At 65.0% G+C, this 18,459-nt stretch carries 15 protein-coding genes; 7 read left to right on the forward strand and 8 right to left on the reverse strand.

Annotation, left to right across the window (positions count from 1 at the left end; all coding sequences use genetic code 11):
• Positions 1-119 precede the first annotated feature (119 nt).
• Positions 120-779: a hypothetical protein gene (locus tag FA87_RS10775; protein WP_036112555.1), complete on the forward strand. Its 660-nt coding sequence runs from the start codon at positions 120-122 to the stop codon at positions 777-779.
• Here FA87_RS10775 and FA87_RS10780 read toward each other — a convergent pair.
• The 4 genes from FA87_RS10780 to gndA form a co-directional block, all read right to left on the reverse strand.
• Positions 737-2,413 (reverse strand): GGDEF domain-containing phosphodiesterase, encoded by a 1,677-nt coding sequence (locus FA87_RS10780; RefSeq protein WP_052191302.1) that lies wholly within the window; start codon positions 2,411-2,413, stop codon positions 737-739. The genes FA87_RS10775 and FA87_RS10780 overlap by 43 nt on opposite strands.
• 81 nt (positions 2,414-2,494) lie before the next feature.
• Entirely contained in the window at positions 2,495-4,765 is a 2,271-nt protein-coding gene (gene gspD, locus FA87_RS10785) for a type II secretion system secretin GspD (RefSeq protein ID WP_043694524.1), read from the reverse strand.
• A 67-nt stretch (positions 4,766-4,832) separates the two neighbouring features.
• Positions 4,833-7,178, reverse strand: coding sequence for a type II secretion system secretin GspD (gene gspD / locus FA87_RS10790; RefSeq protein WP_052191303.1), 2,346 nt, complete (start codon positions 7,176-7,178; stop codon positions 4,833-4,835).
• 195 nt (positions 7,179-7,373) lie between these two features.
• On the reverse strand, positions 7,374-8,789 hold the full coding sequence (gene gndA, locus FA87_RS10795; protein ID WP_043694527.1) for an NADP-dependent phosphogluconate dehydrogenase: 1,416 nt from the start codon (positions 8,787-8,789) through the stop codon (positions 7,374-7,376).
• 216 nt (positions 8,790-9,005) lie between these two features.
• Here gndA and FA87_RS10800 point away from each other — a divergent pair, with 216 nt between their 5' ends.
• The 4 genes from FA87_RS10800 (at position 9,006) to ykgO (ending at position 11,814) form a co-directional block, all read left to right on the forward strand.
• Positions 9,006-9,725 carry a CoA transferase subunit A gene (locus FA87_RS10800; protein ID WP_036112547.1) on the forward strand — a complete coding sequence of 240 codons (720 nt, stop codon included), beginning with the start codon at positions 9,006-9,008 and terminating at the stop codon, positions 9,723-9,725.
• A gap of 10 nt (positions 9,726-9,735) precedes the next feature.
• Positions 9,736-10,374: a CoA transferase subunit B gene (locus tag FA87_RS10805; RefSeq protein ID WP_036112544.1), complete on the forward strand. Its 639-nt coding sequence runs from the start codon at positions 9,736-9,738 to the stop codon at positions 10,372-10,374.
• A 311-nt stretch (positions 10,375-10,685) separates the two neighbouring features.
• The gene (locus FA87_RS10810) at positions 10,686-11,600 is read left to right on the forward strand and encodes a LysR family transcriptional regulator (RefSeq protein WP_043694530.1); all 915 of its coding nucleotides are present in this window, start codon (positions 10,686-10,688) and stop codon (positions 11,598-11,600) included.
• 88 nt (positions 11,601-11,688) lie between these two features.
• Positions 11,689-11,814 (forward strand): type B 50S ribosomal protein L36, encoded by a 126-nt coding sequence (ykgO, locus tag FA87_RS10815; RefSeq protein WP_029213509.1) that lies wholly within the window; start codon positions 11,689-11,691, stop codon positions 11,812-11,814.
• Between the two features lie 89 nt (positions 11,815-11,903).
• On the opposite strand, the gene FA87_RS10820 is transcribed toward ykgO, so the two are convergent.
• The 4 genes from FA87_RS10820 to FA87_RS10835 form a co-directional block, all read right to left on the reverse strand.
• Entirely contained in the window at positions 11,904-13,712 is a 1,809-nt protein-coding gene (locus FA87_RS10820) for a GGDEF domain-containing protein (RefSeq protein WP_052191304.1), read from the reverse strand.
• Between the two features lie 4 nt (positions 13,713-13,716).
• Entirely contained in the window at positions 13,717-14,022 is a 306-nt protein-coding gene (locus FA87_RS10825) for a hypothetical protein (RefSeq protein ID WP_036112537.1), read from the reverse strand.
• Between the two features lie 123 nt (positions 14,023-14,145).
• Positions 14,146-14,988: an SAM-dependent methyltransferase gene (locus tag FA87_RS10830; protein WP_197062406.1), complete on the reverse strand. Its 843-nt coding sequence runs from the start codon at positions 14,986-14,988 to the stop codon at positions 14,146-14,148.
• Positions 14,989-15,020: 32 nt separating this feature from the next.
• On the reverse strand, positions 15,021-16,634 hold the full coding sequence (locus FA87_RS10835; RefSeq protein ID WP_052191306.1) for an OFA family MFS transporter: 1,614 nt from the start codon (positions 16,632-16,634) through the stop codon (positions 15,021-15,023).
• Between the two features lie 172 nt (positions 16,635-16,806).
• Here FA87_RS10835 and FA87_RS10840 point away from each other — a divergent pair, with 172 nt between their 5' ends.
• Entirely contained in the window at positions 16,807-17,307 is a 501-nt protein-coding gene (locus tag FA87_RS10840) for a carboxymuconolactone decarboxylase family protein (protein ID WP_043694537.1), read from the forward strand.
• A gap of 67 nt (positions 17,308-17,374) precedes the next feature.
• Positions 17,375-18,265, forward strand: coding sequence for an RNA polymerase sigma-70 factor (locus FA87_RS10845; RefSeq protein ID WP_342633154.1), 891 nt, complete (start codon positions 17,375-17,377; stop codon positions 18,263-18,265).
• The last annotated feature ends 194 nt before the right edge of the window (positions 18,266-18,459 follow it).

Raw genomic sequence — 18,459 nt, forward strand, 5'->3', positions numbered from 1 at the left:
TGAAATATCCGGCCGGACCGGCGCGAAACAAGGCGCCCATCGGTGTTCCGCCATCGGTCGCCACAATAACTTGCCGACTCGTGCAAACTAGCGCCCCCGACCACCCCGCCCTGGATGTCATGCGTCCGATCCGCACCCTGGCCAGCCTGCTCAGCGTCACCCTGGCCACCGCCGCGGGTGCCGAGCCCGTGGCCGTGCCGCGAAGTGACAAGACACTCGTCGAGATCGTCAACGCGACCATGGGCACCCTGCCGAACGCCGTCGACGCCCTGTCGCGCAAATTGCCCGGCGGCCTGCACGCCACCGCCGATGCGCCGCCGCAGATCGTCCGCAGCCAGCCCTTCGTGACCCGCGACGGTTACCGCGTCAGCGCCTTCGAGGCACGTGGTTTCAACGAGGGCGGCGACGTGCCGATGGTCCGCTTCACGTCGATCCAGCTCGAGCAGCGTCCCTGCTTCGCCCATGCCGAGGTGGCCGGAAGTTTTCATGCCACGGCGTCGGAAACGAACCTGCCGACGGCGCCATCGATGCTTCCCAACCGGTACACCGTGCTGCAGATGCCCTGGGGACGGCTGTCCTTCGGGACATCGCAGGAAAGCGGCGGCTGCGTCATCGCCATCGTCGGCGACGCGACGGGCGGCGCCATGGGTACGCGCATGCCGCTGCCGCTGCCCCAGCCGACGAGCATGCCCGGCATGCCCGACCTGCGGCGCACGTGGCCGATGCCGGCCGACGCCTACCCTCCCGATACGGCGGTGCCGGTCGAAGGCAGCAACTGAGCCACGCGTTCGATGCGATCTTCGGGCACGCCCGGGGAAAACAGATAACCCTGCAGCTCGTCGCACCCCGCCTCGCAGAGGAAGGCCCGCTGCTGTTCGGTTTCCACGCCCTCGGCGACCACGGATAACCCGAGCGCCGCGCCGAGGTTGGACACCGCACGCACGATGGCGGCCGAGTCTTCCGCGGTCGGCGCCATCTGCACGAACGAACGGTCGATCTTGACCTTGTCGACGTCGAGGTCCTTCAGCAGCGTCAGGCTGGAATAGCCGGTGCCGAAGTCGTCCAGCGAGACACGCACGCCGACGTGGCGCAATTGCTTGAGAAGGCGCACCGCCATGCCATCCGCATTGACGATGGCCGTCTCCGTGATTTCCAGCTCGAGACGGCTCGGTGGCAGACCGGTCCTCTTCAGCACACCCAGCACCATGTCGGCAAAACCGTCGTCGCGCAACTGCACGGCGCTGACGTTTACCGCGACGAAGAGGTCGTCCACCCCCACTACGCGCGCGCACGCCGTACGCAGCACCCACTCGCCCAGCCGGTCGATCAACCCGGTTTCCTCGGCTACGGGAATGAACTGCACCGGCGGTATCACACCCAGACGCGGATGCCGCCAGCGCGCCAGTGCTTCCAGACCGATGATCTTGCCGTCGCTCGCACGCACGATCGGCTGGTAGTGGCAGCTGAGGCCTTCGCCCGTGACCAGCGCGTCGTCGAGCAACCGCTCCACGTCGCGGCGATGGGCCAGTGCCGCATCGAGCTCGTCGTTGTAAAGCACATACCGGTTGCGCCGCTTCTTCGCTTCGTACAGCGCACTGTCCGCCTTGCGCGCCAGTTCGCCGCCGGCGACGGCGCTCGCGTCGGCGGTGATGACACCCACCGAGGTACCGACGAACGCCGTGGTCGACAGCACGCCAAAGGGCCTGGCCGCCAGTTTGACGAAGCTTGCGGCCATCGTCTCCGCATCGAAGTCGTCCCGTTCCTCCACGAGCACGGCAAACTCATCGCCGCCGATGCGTGCGACCGTATCCGCCGCATCGACCACCTCACGCAGACGCTTGCCGAACTGGATCAGCAGCTCGTCGCCGGCCAGGTGACCCCACGTATCGTTGACCTTCTTGAACCCGTCGAGGTCGAGGTAGAACAACACCGAACGCGCGCCACCCGAAGCCGCTTTCGCGATGGCGGATTCGATGCGGCTGAACAGCGCCGTACGATTGGACAAACCGGTCAGCGCGTCGTGGCAGGCCAGCCAGCGCACATAGGCTTCGGATTCACGCAGATCGCTGATGTCGGTCACCGAGGCGAGGACATGCGGCTCACCGTCCAGATCGATGCAGGTCTTGCGGGTGATCAGCGTGCGCACTCTCCCGTGCGGGTCGGTCACCGATTCTTCCGACTCGACCACCTCGTGGCTGCGCAGTACCGACTCGTCCCCCGCGGCCATGCGCGCCGCCTGCTCCGGCGGAAACAGTTCATCGTCGGTCCGGCCGATGACATCATCGACGCTCAGACCGAAATAGGTGCAACCCATGCGGTTGACCAGTACCCAGCGATGTTCGGCATCGCGCACGAACATCGCCGTGGGCATCAATTCAAGCACGGTCGACCAGCCCGCCAGATCGTATTGCACCGATTCCCCTCCCGATGAGCACGTGGACGAAAAATGAGACGCCGTCCGTGATGCCGGTGTGTCGGGAACCTCAGGACGCCTTCAGGGGCGCTTCGTCAGCGGCCGCAGCGATTCGAACTTGCGCTGGTACTCGTCCGTGACCTGTTTGGCCTCGTCACCGTTCGTGATGACGCGCGGCGTGATCAGCACGATCAGCTCGGTACGGTCGCGGCTGCGCGTCGTTGAGCCGAACAATCGGCCGAAAACGGGTATTCGGTTGAGTCCGGGGATGCCGGTATCGGTGGTCGCATCGTTCTGCTTGATGAGACCACCGAGCAAGACCGTCTGGCCGCTCTGCACGGCGACCTGGGTGGCGACCTCGCGCTGCTGGATGGGGAAGTTGCCCGTCGTGGTGTCGACCACGCCTGGCGAACTCACGACCTGGTTCACGTTGAGGTAGACCAGGCCACCGGGATTGACGCGCGGTCGCACATTGAGGATCACGCCGGTGTCCTTGTACTCGACCTGGCCGATCGTGTTATCCGTATTGGCCGTGGTGTTGACGTAGGTCTGCGTGATCGGAATCTGGTCGCCGACCTCGATGTGCGCCTTCTGGTTGTTCAGCACCACCAGCGACGGCGCGGACAGAACCTTGGTATTGCCGTTCTGCTCCATCGCATGCAGCGCGACGGAAACGTTGTTGTTGACGAACGAGTAGAAGAAGCTGTCATTGGTCGAGTTGTATGACGCTCCGCCGTTGCCCAGTGCCCACTGCTGCTTGTTGCCAGGCTGCGTGGGCGACCCGTTGGTGGTACCGACCAGACCCTCCAGATACCACTGCACGCCGAACTGGAACTCGCCCTTGAGTTCGACCTCGAGAATGCGGGTTTCGATCTGCACTTGCAGCGGCACGGCGTCGAGACGCTTGATCGCCTGCTCGATCTCGGCCCATTGCGCGGGACGGCAGCGCACCATGATCTGGTTGTTGGCGTCGACCGAGGTGATGCGCACGCCGTCGTCGGTGGTGGTCGCGGAATGGCTCTTTCCCGCCCCGCCGTCCGGCGATGACGAGCCGGAGTCGCCGAGGCCGCTCACGGACATCCCGCTGCCACCGCTACCGCCAGGGCCGTTCGTACCCGATGTACCCGGGCCGATACCGCTCGTGCCCGTCGACGATGAGCCGCCGTTACCGAACGAACCCGTCGTGCTGCCGAGAGCCGAGCCACCGCGATTGCCCAGATCGCTGTCGCCGCCGCCGAGCGTGCCCGGGGAAAGGCCCGGCCCGACCCTGCCACCGCGGTCGCCGGAGCCGCCGCCCTTCGAGCCGCCGCCGTAGACGTCCGAAAGATAGTCCGCCATGTCGGCGGCCTGCACGTTGCGCACGTCGTACACGTAGAGCTGCGGTTCGTTGCCACCGCCATGATCGATGCGATCGATCCAGCTGCGCACTTCGTCGAGGTATGCGGGCTGCGGACTGATCACCACCAGCGAGTTGGTGCGCTCGATAGGGATGAAGCGAAGCAGGCCCGCCATGGGCGTGTTGCCTTTCTCGCCGAAGATCGCATCGAGCTGCGGCTGCAGCTCCTTCACCTGCGCACGCTGCAGACTGAACACGCCCACCGACATGCCACGCAGCCAGTCGACGTCGAACGTCGCCACGGTGCGCTGATAGTTGTCGAGCTCGGTGGGCGTGCCCGCCATCACGATGACGTTGCGGGTGGGATCGGCCAGCAGCGTGGCATCGGGCCGTGCGAACGGTTTGATCAGCTTCTGCATCTCCGTCGCGGAGATGAAGTGCAGCGGGAACAGACGCGCCTGCAATCCGCCGGGCGGCGCGTTGGCGCCGATGCTCGGCACGAGATTCCCGGCGACGGCATCCTTCGCCGGCATCACGACGTAACGGCCGTTACTGTGCACCAGCGCGTTACCGGTCCACGACAGCAGCGTCTCGAGGATCGGCAGCGCCTGTTCGGCGGTAACGGGCTGGGAGGTCGAGAAGGACACGTTGCCCTGCACGCCGGGGGTGATCGAATAGTTCTCGTGCAGCAGGTCGCCGAGGATGGCTTTCACCACGGACTCGACCGGCTGATTCTCGAAATTGAACGTGACCGTGCCGGTGCCCTGGTCGACCGGCTTCGGTGTCGCAAGTCCTGACGATTTGACGAATTCGCCGGTGCCGGTGGTGATCTGGGGCTGCGAGATCGCCGGTGTCGTCGGGTTGGTCGAGGCAAGGATGCGTGGACCCGGCACCGGGAGCTCGGTGCCTGCCAGAGCTTCGCGTTGCAGCGCGCCGTCGTCGCGGGGCTGGGGCAGCGTGGAGCAGCCAGCGATAAGCACGGTGGCGACGATCGAGACAAGCAGATAGGTACGCATGCCTGAAGTCTCGCAGCATCTGATGACAGCGGAAAGCGGATTCGCCCCCCCGGGTCCGGCACGCTCCTCAGGGATGCAACGGCACCGTCACCGTCGGCTCCCCGTTCCCCGTCCGTGTCACGCCCGCCGGCTCCGTCGTCGTAGCCGCCTTCCCGCGATAGGGCTGCAGTGACTCGAACTTCCGCTGGTACTCGTCCGTGACCTGCTTGGCCTCGTCGCCGTTGGTGATCACGCGTGGCGTAATCAGGACGATCAGCTCCGTGCGGTTACGGCTGCGCGTGGTCGAACCGAACAGCCGGCCGAACACCGGGATGCGGTTCAGCCCCGGAATGCCGGTGTCGGTCAGCCCCTCGTCCTGCTTGATCAGACCGCCCAGCAACACGGTCTGCCCGCTCTGCACCGCGACCTGCGTGGCCACTTCACGCTGCTGAATCGGGAAATTGCCGGTCGCGGCGTCCTTCTGACCCGGCGAGCTCACGACCTGATTGATGTTGAGATAGACGAGGCCACCGGGGTTCACACGCGGCCGCACGTTCAGGATCACGCCGGTGTCCTTGTACTCCACCTGGCCGATCGTGTTATCGGTGTTCGCCGTGGTGTTCACGTAGGTCTGCGTGATGGGGATCTGGTCGCCGACCTGGATGTGCGCCTTCTGGTTGTTCAGCACCACCAGCGACGGCGCCGACAAGGTCTTCGTGTTTCCGCTCGTTTCCATGGCTTTCAAAGCCACGGAAAGATTGTTGTTGACGAAGGAGTAGAAGAAGCTCTCGCCGCCATACGTGTTGCCGCCGTTACCGAGCGCCCACTGCTGCTTGTTGCCAGGCTGGCCGACGGACCCGTTGGTGCCTCCGACGAGACCCTCGAGATACCACTGCACACCGAACTGATAGTTGCCGGTCAGCGCCACTTCGAGAATGCGGGTTTCGATCTGCACCTGCAGCGGCACGGCGTCGAGACGCTTGATCGCCTGCTCGATCTCGGTCCACTGCGACGGACGCGCGCGCACCATCAGCTGGTTGTTCGAATCCACCGAGGTGATCCGCACGCCGTCGTCCGTGGTGATCGGTCCGTTGCGCTGGCGGCGCGACGATTCGTCATCGCCAAGGCCGTTGCCACTGGATCCCATCGAACCGCCGCCACCAAAGCTGGAACCGCTGCCCGAGCCGTACGAGTTGCCACCCAGCCCGCTCGAGCCATTGTTGAGACTCGAACCGGACGACGAGGTGTTGCCGAAGGTACCCGTGGTACTGCCGAGACCGGAGCCATTACGGTTACCGGAATCGCTGTCGCCCCCCAGCGTGCCCGACGAAAGTCCCGGGCCCACCTTGCCGCCGCGGTCACTGGACCCGCCGCCGCCGGAGCCACCACCGTAGATGTCGGAAAGGTAATCGGCCAGATCGGACGCCTGCACGTTGCGCACGTCATAGACGTAGAGCTGCGGCTCGTTGCCACCACCGCGATCGATGCGATCGATCCAGCTGCGCACTTCGTCGAGATAAGCCGGTTGCGGGCTGATCACCACCAGCGAATTGGTCCGCTCGATGGGGATGAAACGCAGCAGACCGGCCATGGGCGTATTGCCCTTGTCGCCGAACAGCTTGTCCAGCATGGGCGTGAGGTCCTTGACCTCCGCGCGCTGGAGACTGAAGACGCCCACCGACATGCCGCGCAGCCAGTCGACATCGAAGGTCGACACGGTGCGCTGGTAGTTATCCAGTTCCGTGGGCGTACCGGCCATGACGATGACGTTGCGTGTCGGATCGGCGAGCAAGGTGGCGTCGGCACGCGCGAACGGCTTGATGAGCTTCTGCATCTCGGTTGCCGAGATGAAGTGCAGCGGAAACAGGCGCGCCTGCAGACCACCGGCCGGCGCACTTGCGCCAAGGCTGGGAACGAGGTTGCCGGCGACGGCATCCTTGGCCGGCATGACCACATAGCGTCCGTTGCTGTGGACCAGCGCGTTACTGGTCCATGACAGCAGCGTTTCGAGGATCGGCAGGGCCTGCTCGGCCGTCACCGGCTGCGAGGTCGAGAAGGACACATTGCCCTGCACGCCCGGCGTAATCGAGTAGTTCTCGTGCAGCAGATCGCCCAGGATGGCTTTCACCACGGACTCGACCGGCTGGTTCTCGAAATTGAAGGTCACCGTACCCGCACCTTCGGCGACCGGCTTCGGCCTGGCCAGACCCACCGGTTTGACGAATTCGCCCGTGCCGGTGCTGATCTGCGGCTGAGCGACCGCCGGGGTGGCCGGATTGGTCGACGGAGCGATGCGGGGCCGCGGCGCGGGCAATTCGGTGCCGGCCAGCGCCTCGCGCTGCAACGATCCATCGTCACGCGGCTGCGGCAGCGACTGGCATCCGGCAAGTGCGACCGCCAGCGCCGTGGCGCCGATCAGGGGCTTTCTCAGCATGGAACAACGTACTCCCTCGTTGGACGCGGCGCGCAGCACCGACCCCTGGTGCTGCACTTATTCCGCCAACTCTAAAGGGAGCATCCTACAAAGCGCCAGCGTTCCCCTACAGACCCGTGACGCCGGTCCGCTCAAAAGCCTCGCTCAGGGCGCGGAAACCCCCATGGCGCGGGGCTTCCGCCTTGAACGCGTCGTTCAGCCTTCGGCCCACTCCGCGTGAAAACTCCCTTTTTCGTCCACACGCTCGAAGGTGTGAGCACCGAAGAAGTCACGCTGAGCCTGGATGAGGTTCGCCGGAAGCGTTTCGGCCCTGTAACTGTCGTAGTAGGCCACCGCGGCCGAGAAGCCCGGCACCGGCACGCCGACACGCACCGCTTCGCCGACGACCTCGCGCAGTGCCGCCTGATACTGCTGCGCGATGTCCTTGAAGTACGGATCGAGCAGGAGGTTCTTCAGTGCCTTGTCGGTCTTGTACGCGTCGGTGATCTTCTGCAGGAAGCGCGCACGGATGATGCAACCGGCGCGGAAAATCTTCGCGATGGCGCCGTAGTCGAGGTTCCATTCGTTCTCGTCCGACGCGGCGCGCAGCTGGGCGAAGCCCTGCGCATACGAGATAATCTTGCTCAGGTACAGTGCACGGCGCACGGATTCGATAAACGCCTTGCGATCCCCACTGAATTTTTCCGCCTTCGGGCCCGCCAGCTGCTTGCTCGCCGCGACACGCTCCTCCTTCATCGACGAGAGCACGCGTGCGAATACCGACTCGGTGATCAGCGTCAGCGGCACGCCGAGATCCAGCGCACTCTGACTGGTCCACTTGCCGGTGCCCTTCTGCGCGGCGCGATCCAGAATCACGTCGACCAGCCGCTTGTCGGTCTTGTCGTCTTTCCGGGTGAAGATCCTAGAGGTGATCTCGATCAGGAAGCTGTCGAGTTCGCCCTCGTTCCATTCCCGGTAGACATCGGCCAGTTCGTCGTTGGACAAGCCAAGGACATGCTTGAGTACCGCGTAGCTCTCGGCGATCAACTGCATGTCGCCGTATTCGATGCCGTTGTGCACCATCTTGACGTAGTGCCCGGCACCGCCCGGGCCGATGTAGATCACGCAGGGTTCGCCGTCCGGCGCCTTGGCGGCGATCTCGGTGAGAATCGGGGACACCAAGTCATAGGCCTCGCGCGGGCCGCCCGGCATGATCGACGGGCCTTTCAGCGCGCCCTCCTCGCCGCCGGAGACGCCGGTGCCGATGAAATGCAGACCGTCCTTCGCCAGCTCTTCGCCGCGGCGCACCGTGTCCTTGTAGAAGGTGTTGCCGCCGTCGATGAGAATGTCGCCCTTGTCCAGCAAGGGTCGCAGCTGCTCGATCACCGCATCGGTACCCTTGCCAGCCTGGACCATCAGCAGGATGCGTCGAGGCTTCTCCAGCGAATCGACGAACTCTTCGAGACTGTACGTCGGCACGAGCTGCTTACCCTCGCTCTCGGCCATGACGTCGTCCGTCTTCTCTTTGGATCGATTGAAGATGGACACCGCGTGGCCGCGGCTCTCAATGTTCCAGGCGAGGTTGCGGCCCATGACGGCCATACCGATCACGCCGATCTTCTGTTTGCTCACGTCGGAATACTCCAGGCTCGGGTTCACAGGAAAACTGGGGGCGCACCGTAAGCCATCAAAGCGCCCGATCCTCGCGGGTTCTTGCACAATCCGATGGTGGCGTCCGCCCCGGCACCCTTGGGAGATTGACCCCCTCGCGTACCACGGAACGTGACGACCCTCGGCTATGATGGGCGGCGAACCGGCGGCGGGCCCGACCGGATGGACTCGACACGCATGAACCAGGTGAAGTCGCCTTCCCGCGACAAACGCGTCGCCACCGCCGCCGAGGCGCTGGCCGGCCTCGTGGCCGATGGACAGATCATCGCCGTGGGTGGCTTCGGCCTCTGCGGTATTCCCGAACTGCTGATCGAGGCGCTGCGCGATTCCGGCGTCAAAGGCCTGACCGCCGTTTCCAACAACGCCGGCATCGACGGCGTGGGTCTGGGCTTGTTGCTGGAGACCCGGCAGATCCGCAAGATGGTTTCGTCCTACGTGGGCGAGAACAAGGAATTCGAGCGCCAGTATCTGGCCGGCGAGCTGGAAGTCGATTTCACCCCGCAGGGCACGCTGGCCGAGAAGCTTCGCGCCGGCGGCGCCGGCATCCCCGCGTTCTTCACCCGCACCGGCTACGGCACCCAGGTGGCCGAGGGCAAGGAGACCCGCGAGTTCGACGGCAACATGTACGTGATGGAGCGCTCGATCGTCGCCGACGTCGCGCTGGTCAAGGCGTGGAAAGCGGACCCGTCGGGCAACCTCGTCTATCGCAAGACCGCGCGCAACTTCAATCCGATGGCCGCCACGGCCGGCAAGGTCTGCATCGCCGAGGTCGAGATCATGGTCGAGGTCGGCGAACTCGACCCGGACCAGATCCACACGCCGGGCATCTACGTAGATCGCATCGTGCACAACCCCGCGCCGTCCAAGCGCATCGAACAGCGCACCGTGCGCGCCTGAGGAGAACACCATGGCCTGGACCCGCGAACAGATGGCGCAGCGCGCCGCCCTGGAACTCTCTGACGGCGACTACGTCAACCTTGGTATCGGCTTGCCGACCCTGGTCGCCAACCACCTGCCCGATGGCGTGGACGTCTGGCTGCAATCGGAAAACGGCCTGCTCGGCATCGGTCCGTTTCCGACCGAAGACGAAGTCGACGCCGACCTGATCAACGCCGGCAAGCAGACCGTCACCGCCCGGCCGGGCGCGTCGTACTTCTCCAGCGCCGACTCCTTCGCGATGATTCGCGGCGGCCACGTCGACATCTCCATTCTCGGCGCGATGCAGGTCACTGCCGAGGGCGATATCGCCAACTGGATGGTGCCCGGCAAGATGGTCAAGGGCATGGGCGGCGCGATGGACCTGGTCGCCGGCGTCAAGCGCGTCGTCGTCGTGATGGAGCACACCGCGAAGGACGGCACCCCGAAGATCCTCACCGAGTGCTCGCTGCCGCTGACCGGCAAGGGCGTGGTCGACCGGATCATCACCGACCTGGCCGTGTTCGACGTCACCCCGGACGGGCTCGCGTTGATCGAGCTGGCTCCGGGTGTGGACGAGGCGAAGATCCGGGCGACGACGGAGTGCGATTTCGTGTCGCGGGTGGGATAAGAAGAGCATCGCGCGCAGGGCGCGCTCCTACAGGTAGGAGCGCGCCTGCGCGCGATTCTGCCCCATGTAGGAGCGCGCCCTGCGCGCGATTGCCACGTTCCGGCCGCACAAAGAAAGTCGCCCCGGAGCAAACGCCTCGATATGGGCCTCGGGGGGGGAGGTAGGCCAGATATCGGTGATTAGCGTCGCTACGGGGCGAGGGACCTACCGACCCAGGGGGAGGGGTTGGTGGTAGGCCGAGACGAAGCATAGATTTCCTAGGAAATTCTCGCCAATATATCTTTCAGCGATCACTTATATGAAATTCGACTATGTTCGATCTGCGGCAACTGCGCTACTTCGTTGAAGTGGCGGAAACCCTGAGCTTCACCCAGGCGGCGCAGCGACTGCATATCTCGCAGCCCCCGCTGTCCCAGCAGATCCAGGCCCTCGAGGCGGATCTGGGCGTGCGCCTGCTCGATCGCAACCGTCGCCGCGTGGCGCTGACCGAACCGGGTCGTCTCTTTCTCGTCGAGGCCAAGGCCATCCTCGCTCGCGCCGAGAGCGCGCGCACCGTGGTCAGCGAGGCGGCGGCGGGGTTCACCGGTCAGCTCCGGCTGGCCTACGCGGTCTCCGTATCGTTTCATCCCGCGCTTCCGGAAACCTTGCTGCGGTTCTCACATGAAGCGCCCGGCGTCAGCCTGCACCTCGGCGAGATGCTCACCGGTGCCCAGTACGACGCGATCCTCAGCGGCCAGATCGACGTCGGCCTGCTGCGCGCCCATCCCGAAGGCGTGGCGAACGCGCGCCAGCTGAATGTGGAAGTGATCGACCACGAGCCGTTGGTCATCGCCCTGCCCCTCGACCATCGTTTCGCCCGACGGAAGTCGGTGCGCATGGAGGAACTGGCGTCCGAGCGCTGGGTCGCGCCGCCACGTGCGCACGCGGCCACCCTTATCGATCGCCTGAACCTGTTGGCCAACAAGGCGCGCTTCCGACCGAACGTTCGACAGGAAGCGCAGCAGATCCCCTCCCTGCTGCCTCTGGTCGCTGCCGGTCTTGGCCTTGCACTGGTACCGGCATCGCTGCGCGCGGTCCACCTTGACGGTATCGCCTTCGTCCGCGTCGACGACCCGGAAGCCCACCTCTTGCTGGCGGTGGCCTCGCGCGTCGACAATACGTCCCCGGTGCTCGACAGTTTCCTGCGCACCGTCCGCCAGGCGCGCAGTAAGCTCGGCCTCGGCTGAAACCCGAATCTTTCCGAGCGCTTGCGTTAAGCAGGCCGGATGGCTACAATTCCGTTTTTCCTTGTCCTTAAAGTTTCAGGAGCTGGCCGTGAAGGTGCTTTCCTCTTTGAAGTCCGCGAAGTCGCGTCACCGTGACTGCAAAGTCGTACGCCGCCGCGGCAAAGTGTTCGTGATCTGCAAGAGCAACCCGCGTTTCAAGGCTCGTCAGCGCTGATCAGCTGTAGACGGGTTGAAAAAAGGCCGCGAAAGCGGCCTTTTTTTATGGACGTTTGCCAGGTTTGAACCGGCATCGCCGCACGCCTCCTACCCCCGCGCCTCCGTCAGATACGGCGAATCCGGAATATCCCCGGTATCTCCCATGAACACGCAATTGCGCCCCGCCCGTTTGCCCCGGTAAAGCGCAGCGTCCGCCACAACCAGCAACCGGTGCAACTCGTACCCGCATTGCAGCGTCGACCCCACACCGAAGCTGGCGGTCACCAACAGCTCCGGCCGTGAAGGCGTAGCGGCGGTAGCGGCGATCGACAGCCGCAGTTGTTCCGCGCGCGCACGCGCCTGTGCCGGACTGCAGTCGGGCAACAACACGGCGAACTCCTCGCCACCCAGACGCCCGAACACGTCGCAGGCATGCAGCGAGCGGCGGCATACGTCCACCGCTCGCTTGAGCACTTCGTCGCCCACCGCGTGGCCGTAAGTGTCATTGACGTTCTTGAAGTGATCCAGGTCGAAGAGGATCAGGCACAGTCCGCGATCGGATCGCGCACCGTAGGCGAGCACCCGCTCCGCCTGTTCGACGAAGTGCTCACGATTGCAGATCCCCGTAAGGCCGTCGCGGCGCGCTAGCTTCATGAAGCGCAGCTGCGAGCGGCGCAGCCAGAGCACCAGCCAGACGATCGCCAACAGGGCGAGACCGAGGATGAAGATGTACAAGCGTCCGGTCTCGACTTCCTTGCGGTCGAGCACCCCACTGAGGCGCAGGATTTCGTTCTGCTTGTTGAGCGCGTCGACTTCCGTCTTGCGCGCCAGCAACTGCTGATCGACGATCTGGAACGCGAGGCTGCGCGCGCTGATGTCATCCAGGTACGCCTTGTCGGCCGCCATGTACTGCTCATGAAACGTCAGCGCCTGCTGCGCGTGTCCCAGGCGCTGCTCGACCTGGTAAAGCACCAGGTATCCCGTTCGACGAGGATCGGTGAATTCGTCACGGATCGCCCCGGCCACGGCTGAAAGCCCGAAGCGACGTGCGTTCGAGAGGTCACCCAGCGCGAGGTACGCCTGCGCAAGATGCGAATCGAACTCGCCGAGCAGCTGCGAATAATTGAGGGTGCGCAGATTGTCCCGGTGCTCGGTGAGAAGCTTCACCGCTTCTTCAGGCTGACCATGGGAAAGATAAAACGCCGCGATGTCCGCGCGCATGCTGTCGGCAAAGACATCGTCGCCCCTGGCCTCGCACTGCTCGATCGCATCGAGGAACATCGGGTCGATAGTGTCGAGCCGGTTGGCTTCACGCCGCGCGCGCAGCAGGTGCTGCGCACCTTTGCATACCGTTTCGCCGGGCGGCGGCTCGGCCATCATGTCCTTGGCGTACGCTTCGGCCTGCTCGAACTGCCCTGCCGAGCTAAGCAACTGCGAAGCCTCACCCATCGCCTGGAAGCGTGCCTTCCGGTCGCGGACCGACGGCATCAGTTCCTGGAGTTCGTTGAGCCGTTTGAAGGCGTCCTCATAACGGTGACCGACACCCAGCAGATTGACGAGGGTCGACAACGCGCGAAGGCGGAGCACGGAATTCACCGACTGATCGGCGACCTTCTCCAGTTCCACCTTGGCGTTTTCGTAGTCACCCACCCACGTGGCGCGCCATCCGCGCAGGAAGTGAAACATGGCGCGCTGCTCGTCATCGAGCTTCGACTCGAAGGGCTCGACCTCGTCGAGCAACCGGGAATACCGGCCGAAATCCCGGATCTTGACCGCATCGGCCTCGTTGAGCTTGTCGGTGATCCCGGAAAGCTGGGCCGTGGTCGCGTCCTGCGCATCGTCGGCGGCACGCAACGTGCCACTGGCCATAAAGACGGCCAGCAGCACGGCGACCCAGCGACGGGTGTTCCATCTCATCGAATCAGGCCCCGGGTCCACCCAGCGGGATCTTCGAAGGACGCGGCTTGCCGTCACCCTCGTCTTCATCGCCGTCTTCGTCTTCGCCTTCTTCTTCCTCGTGATCCGGCTGGATGGGCATCAGGCTCGAAAAGTAGATCCCTTGCCCCATCACCGCGCGCAGCGCGTCGGCGTCACGCGCACCCAGGGGTTCGCGAACGTCGTCACCGAGATCTTCTTCATTCATGGCGAGCGCCAGCGTTTCCGCCGTCGCGTGCCTCAACGACGCGTCTCCCCCGACGCGCGCCAACCAGCCGACAACACTGCCCATGTGCGATTCCCTTGGGCGCAGAGGCCTTACCCCTGGCCGATGTCCGGCGATCCTCCCCTCGAGGCGCCTGGACCGGATGATATCCCTATGACAGCACGGGTTGTAGTAGGCCGCGTGGCCGGGTCACGCGGGGTGTGACGCAGGCGGCGCTGGCACGGGAACGGCAGCCTCGTCCGCATCGAGCGCCTGCAGACGCGCCCGCATCCCGGGTGCGGGATCGAGCGCACGTCCCGGGGGAATGGCGAGGGTCTCCGAGGTGCTGATAGCACTTTCGGCCAGGCGCGAAAGAGGCAGGCGCCGGATCGAGGGAGATTCGATCGGCAGCGTCGGCGCCTTGTACAGGATCACCTCATGGTCCACGGCGAAATGTTCCGACAGCACGTCGACCAGCACCCGGCGATAGCCGGGCCCGGTGCCGCGCCGGGCAAGCGACAGGTCGCCGACATGTCCCACCTGCCACAGGAACAACCAGGCCGATGGATCGATCATCCGCCGGTACAACAGGAACTGCGTCGCTTCGAAGTGCTGGCAGCCGTACGTACCGGGATCGATGCCCAGATCGGCATACATACAGTCCTCCGCGGATATCCCGGGCTCCATACGTGCGTCGAAGCCCTCGCTACGTGCGCGCTCGATCGACCGATGCGGGGCCAGGGCGAAGACGCCCGGGTGACCGTAGAACACCCCGCACACACGCCTGCCTTGTCGCACCTCGGCGAGGATGACCTCGACCATGTCGGCATAGGTGTCGCTACGGGATCGCCCCTCGGCGTAGTACGACTGCAGGCTGCGCACATCCGCATGCATCTCGCGCAGCCACATCTCCACGAAAGGATCGGACACGCCCGCGAAGACGACATCGGCGCGATCGATCTCACTGCGTGCCAACGGCGTGAGATGCGAGCCAAGCGTCATGCCCACACCCACGCAGACAAGACTGCCGCGCGACTCTTCCGTCCCTGTCATGGCTCGCCCCCCGGTATGCATCCAGACGCCCGTTATAGCAGGGCCGCCGCCTTCTGCAGCGCGATCCACACGCCGATCAGGAACGGGATCCCGACCGCCAGCCACGCGAGTACACCCAGGATGCCGAACGAACCGCGCGCCGCGGATGCCACGCTGGCGTCGGTGCTCTGCGTTTCGTGTTGCAACGCCCGCTCGTGCCTCAGTTCGTCCTCGGTCATGTGCAGCTTCGGATCCACCGGGCGAACCAGAAGGTTGCAGATGAGACCGACCAGCAGCAGCCCGGCCAGGATGTAAAGCGTACGGTCATAGACCAGGTTCTTCGCCACCCCCGCGCTCAGCTGCGCCTCACGGATCCCGGCGATCAGCACGGGACCGATGACACCGGCGACCGACCAGGCGGTGAGCAGGCGCCCATGAATGGCGCCGACCATCTGCGTACCGAAGATATCCGCCAGGTAGGCGGGCACGGTGGCGAAGCCGCCGCCGTACATCGAGAGGATCAGACAGACGGTAATGACGAACAGCGCGGCCAGCCCCATGTGCCCCAGCGTCGGCAGCGTGCAGTAAAGGATGATGCCGAGAATGAAGAACACGCAGTAGGTGTTCTTGCGGCCGAGAAAATCCGACGCCGAGGCCCAGGCCAGGCGGCCGACGGAGTTGAAAAGGCTGATCAGACCGACGAGACCGGCGGCCGCGGCGGCGATCGCCGCCTTCTGCGCCGTACTGAGTTCGGTACCGGGATCGACGCCGAGCAGCCGACCGCCGAACACGTCCTGCAGCATGGGGCTGGCCATGGAGAGCACGCCGATACCCGCCGTCACGTTCATGCACAGCACGCCCCAGATCAGCCAGAACTGCGGCGTCTTCCACGCGCGGCTGAGATGGACGTGGCCGTGCGAGATCAGGGTGGCCTTCGAGGCGACCGGCTGGTAGCCCTCAGGCTTCCAGCCACTCGGTGTGACGCGGAATCCGAACGCACCCAGGGTCATGGCTACGAAGTAGATGACGCCCATGCAGATCAGCGTCTTCGAGACGCCGGCGATGTCGCCATCCTTGAACACGCTCATCAGCTTGACGGCGATCGGCGCACCGATCATCGCGCCGCCGCCGTAGCCCATGATGGCGAAACCGGTGGCCAGACCACGACGATCCGGAAACCATTTGATCAAGGTGGACACGGGGGTGATGTACCCCAGCCCCTGCCCTACGCCGCCCAGGAACCCGCAACCGAGATAGACCAGCCACAGCTGGTGCATCGATACGCCGATGCCGCCGATGACCAGACCGCCACCCCAGCAGCACGCGGCGATGAAACCCGCCTTACGCGGACCGGCGTGCTCCAGCCAGCCGCCCCAGATCGCGGCGGCGAGGCCCAGCATGGCGATGAACGTTTCGAAGATGTGGTTGACCGAGGGCACCGTCCAGTTACAGGTCGTGGTGGTCAGCTGATCGAGGAAGCCCTGGGTCGCGCACGCGCCCGCGTCGGCACCCGGCACCAGCGTGGTCATCGGCAGCCAGAACACGGAGAACCCGTACGCCATACCGATGCACAGGTGGATGGCGAGCGCCGCGGGCGGAACCAGCCAGCGATTGAACGTCGGTCCCGCGATCGTGCGCTCCCGCGAAAGCAAGCCACCGGTTGCCATATGTGTGTCCCCTGCCGTTGAAGTAATACCGCCCCGGATCGCATCTTAAGCGGCTTTCGGGTGGCCGCCACCCTACGTTGGTCTTAGGGCCCGTCACAAAACGCATGGCGATCTCGTCTGACATGTGAAGCCGATCCGTTCGGCCTCTATCACTCACTTCAAGGATTTCGCCATGACCCAGCGTCTCGATTACCAGCAGCAGTCCCCGGAACTGACCAGAAAGCTGACCGAACTCAGCATGGCCGAGGGCAAGGGCTCGATCGAAGAATCCCTCCGCCTCCTCGTCCATATCCGCGCTTCGCAGATCAACGGCTGCGCCTTCTGCGTGGACATGCACGTGAAGCAGGCGGTCATTCACGGCGAGCACGACCTGCGCCTGCACCACGTCGCCATCTGGCGCGAGTCCAACCTCTTTACGCCTCGCGAACGGGCCAGCCTGGCCTGGACCGAAGCGCTGACCCGGATCCCCGCGCAGGGCGTGCCGGACGATCTCTACGAGCGTGTGCGCGGCCAGCTTTCCGAGAAAGAAGTTTCCGACCTGACCTTCGTGATCGCGGCGATCAACGCGTGGAACCGCCTCAACGTGGCCTTCGGCACCGTGCCGGGCACGATGGACAAGGCCTGGGGACTCGACAAGGCCGGCCTGTCCGATGCGGCGGCCGTAGCCGCCTGACGCATCCGGCGCGACTCGGCGTGCGACACTCCGGGCGATGTCACAAATGCCCGGGGTGCGCCGTCTTATGGGTATGAACCAGGCCACGACTACGTTCTCGACGCTGCGCCCTCGCCTCCACGGCATCGCCTATCGCATGCTGGGCTCCGTGGCCGAGGCGGAAGACCTCGTGCAGGATATCTGGCTGAGCTGGAATGCCGCCGACCAGGCCGCGATCGGTAACAGCGAGGCGTGGCTGGTGGCGGCAACGACCCGCCGCGCCATCGACCGCCTGCGCGCCGCACGGGTGCGTCGCGAGGAATACGTCGGCATATGGCTTCCCGAGCCGATTCTTACGGACGAGGGCACCTCGCCGGAGGATCTCCACGAGCTGGACAGCGACGTCTCAGTCGCCTTTCTGCTGGTGCTCGAACGCTTGTCTCCCGACGCGCGCGCCGCGTTCCTGCTGCGCGAGGTCTTCGACGAGGACTACCCGGAGATCGCGCGCGCCATCGGAAAGAGCGAGGCCAGCTGTCGGCAACTCGTGCACCGGGCGAAGGATCAGTTGCGTGACGCACGCCCGCGCGCCGGGTTGCCCCGCGACGAGCACCTCGACCTGATGCGCCGCTTCGCCGGTGCGCTCACGGCGGGCGACTTTCCCGCCATTCGTTCGATGCTCGCGCCGGATGCGGATCTCACCGGCGATGGCGGCGGCAAGGTCAACAGTTTCCCGAAGCCCATGCTGGGTGCGCAGCGGATCGCGCAGGTGTTTTACGCCGCCCACCTTCGTTATGGCGATCGGGTGACGGTGAAGCTTACGCGCATTAACGGCGAGTGGGCGTTGCTGCGTTACATCGAAGGGAAGCTCGAATCGGCGCAGACGTACGTCACCGACGGACGGACGATCCAGAGCATTCATGTCCAGAGGAACCCGGACAAGCTGCAGCGGATTGTGAGAGGTCAGCAGGGGTTTTGCTGAGGTGAGATGGGGCTTTGTTTGGCGGGTTCGGCTCGGGCTCGGCTTCGCCATCGCGTTTGGCTTGCCGCGCTCGCGAGGCATCGGTAAGAGCCGGCGGGTGCCACCCTCGCGTCCACGCCTGCGGCGACCCCTCAGGGAAGGCCGCTCCGCGGCCGTGTATCAATGGCCTTCGGCCGCGTCGGGCTCCGACTGGG

It is taken from the genome of Luteibacter sp. 9133, from assembly GCF_000800155.1.
Classification (GTDB): Bacteria; Pseudomonadota; Gammaproteobacteria; order Xanthomonadales; family Rhodanobacteraceae; genus Luteibacter; species Luteibacter mycovicinus.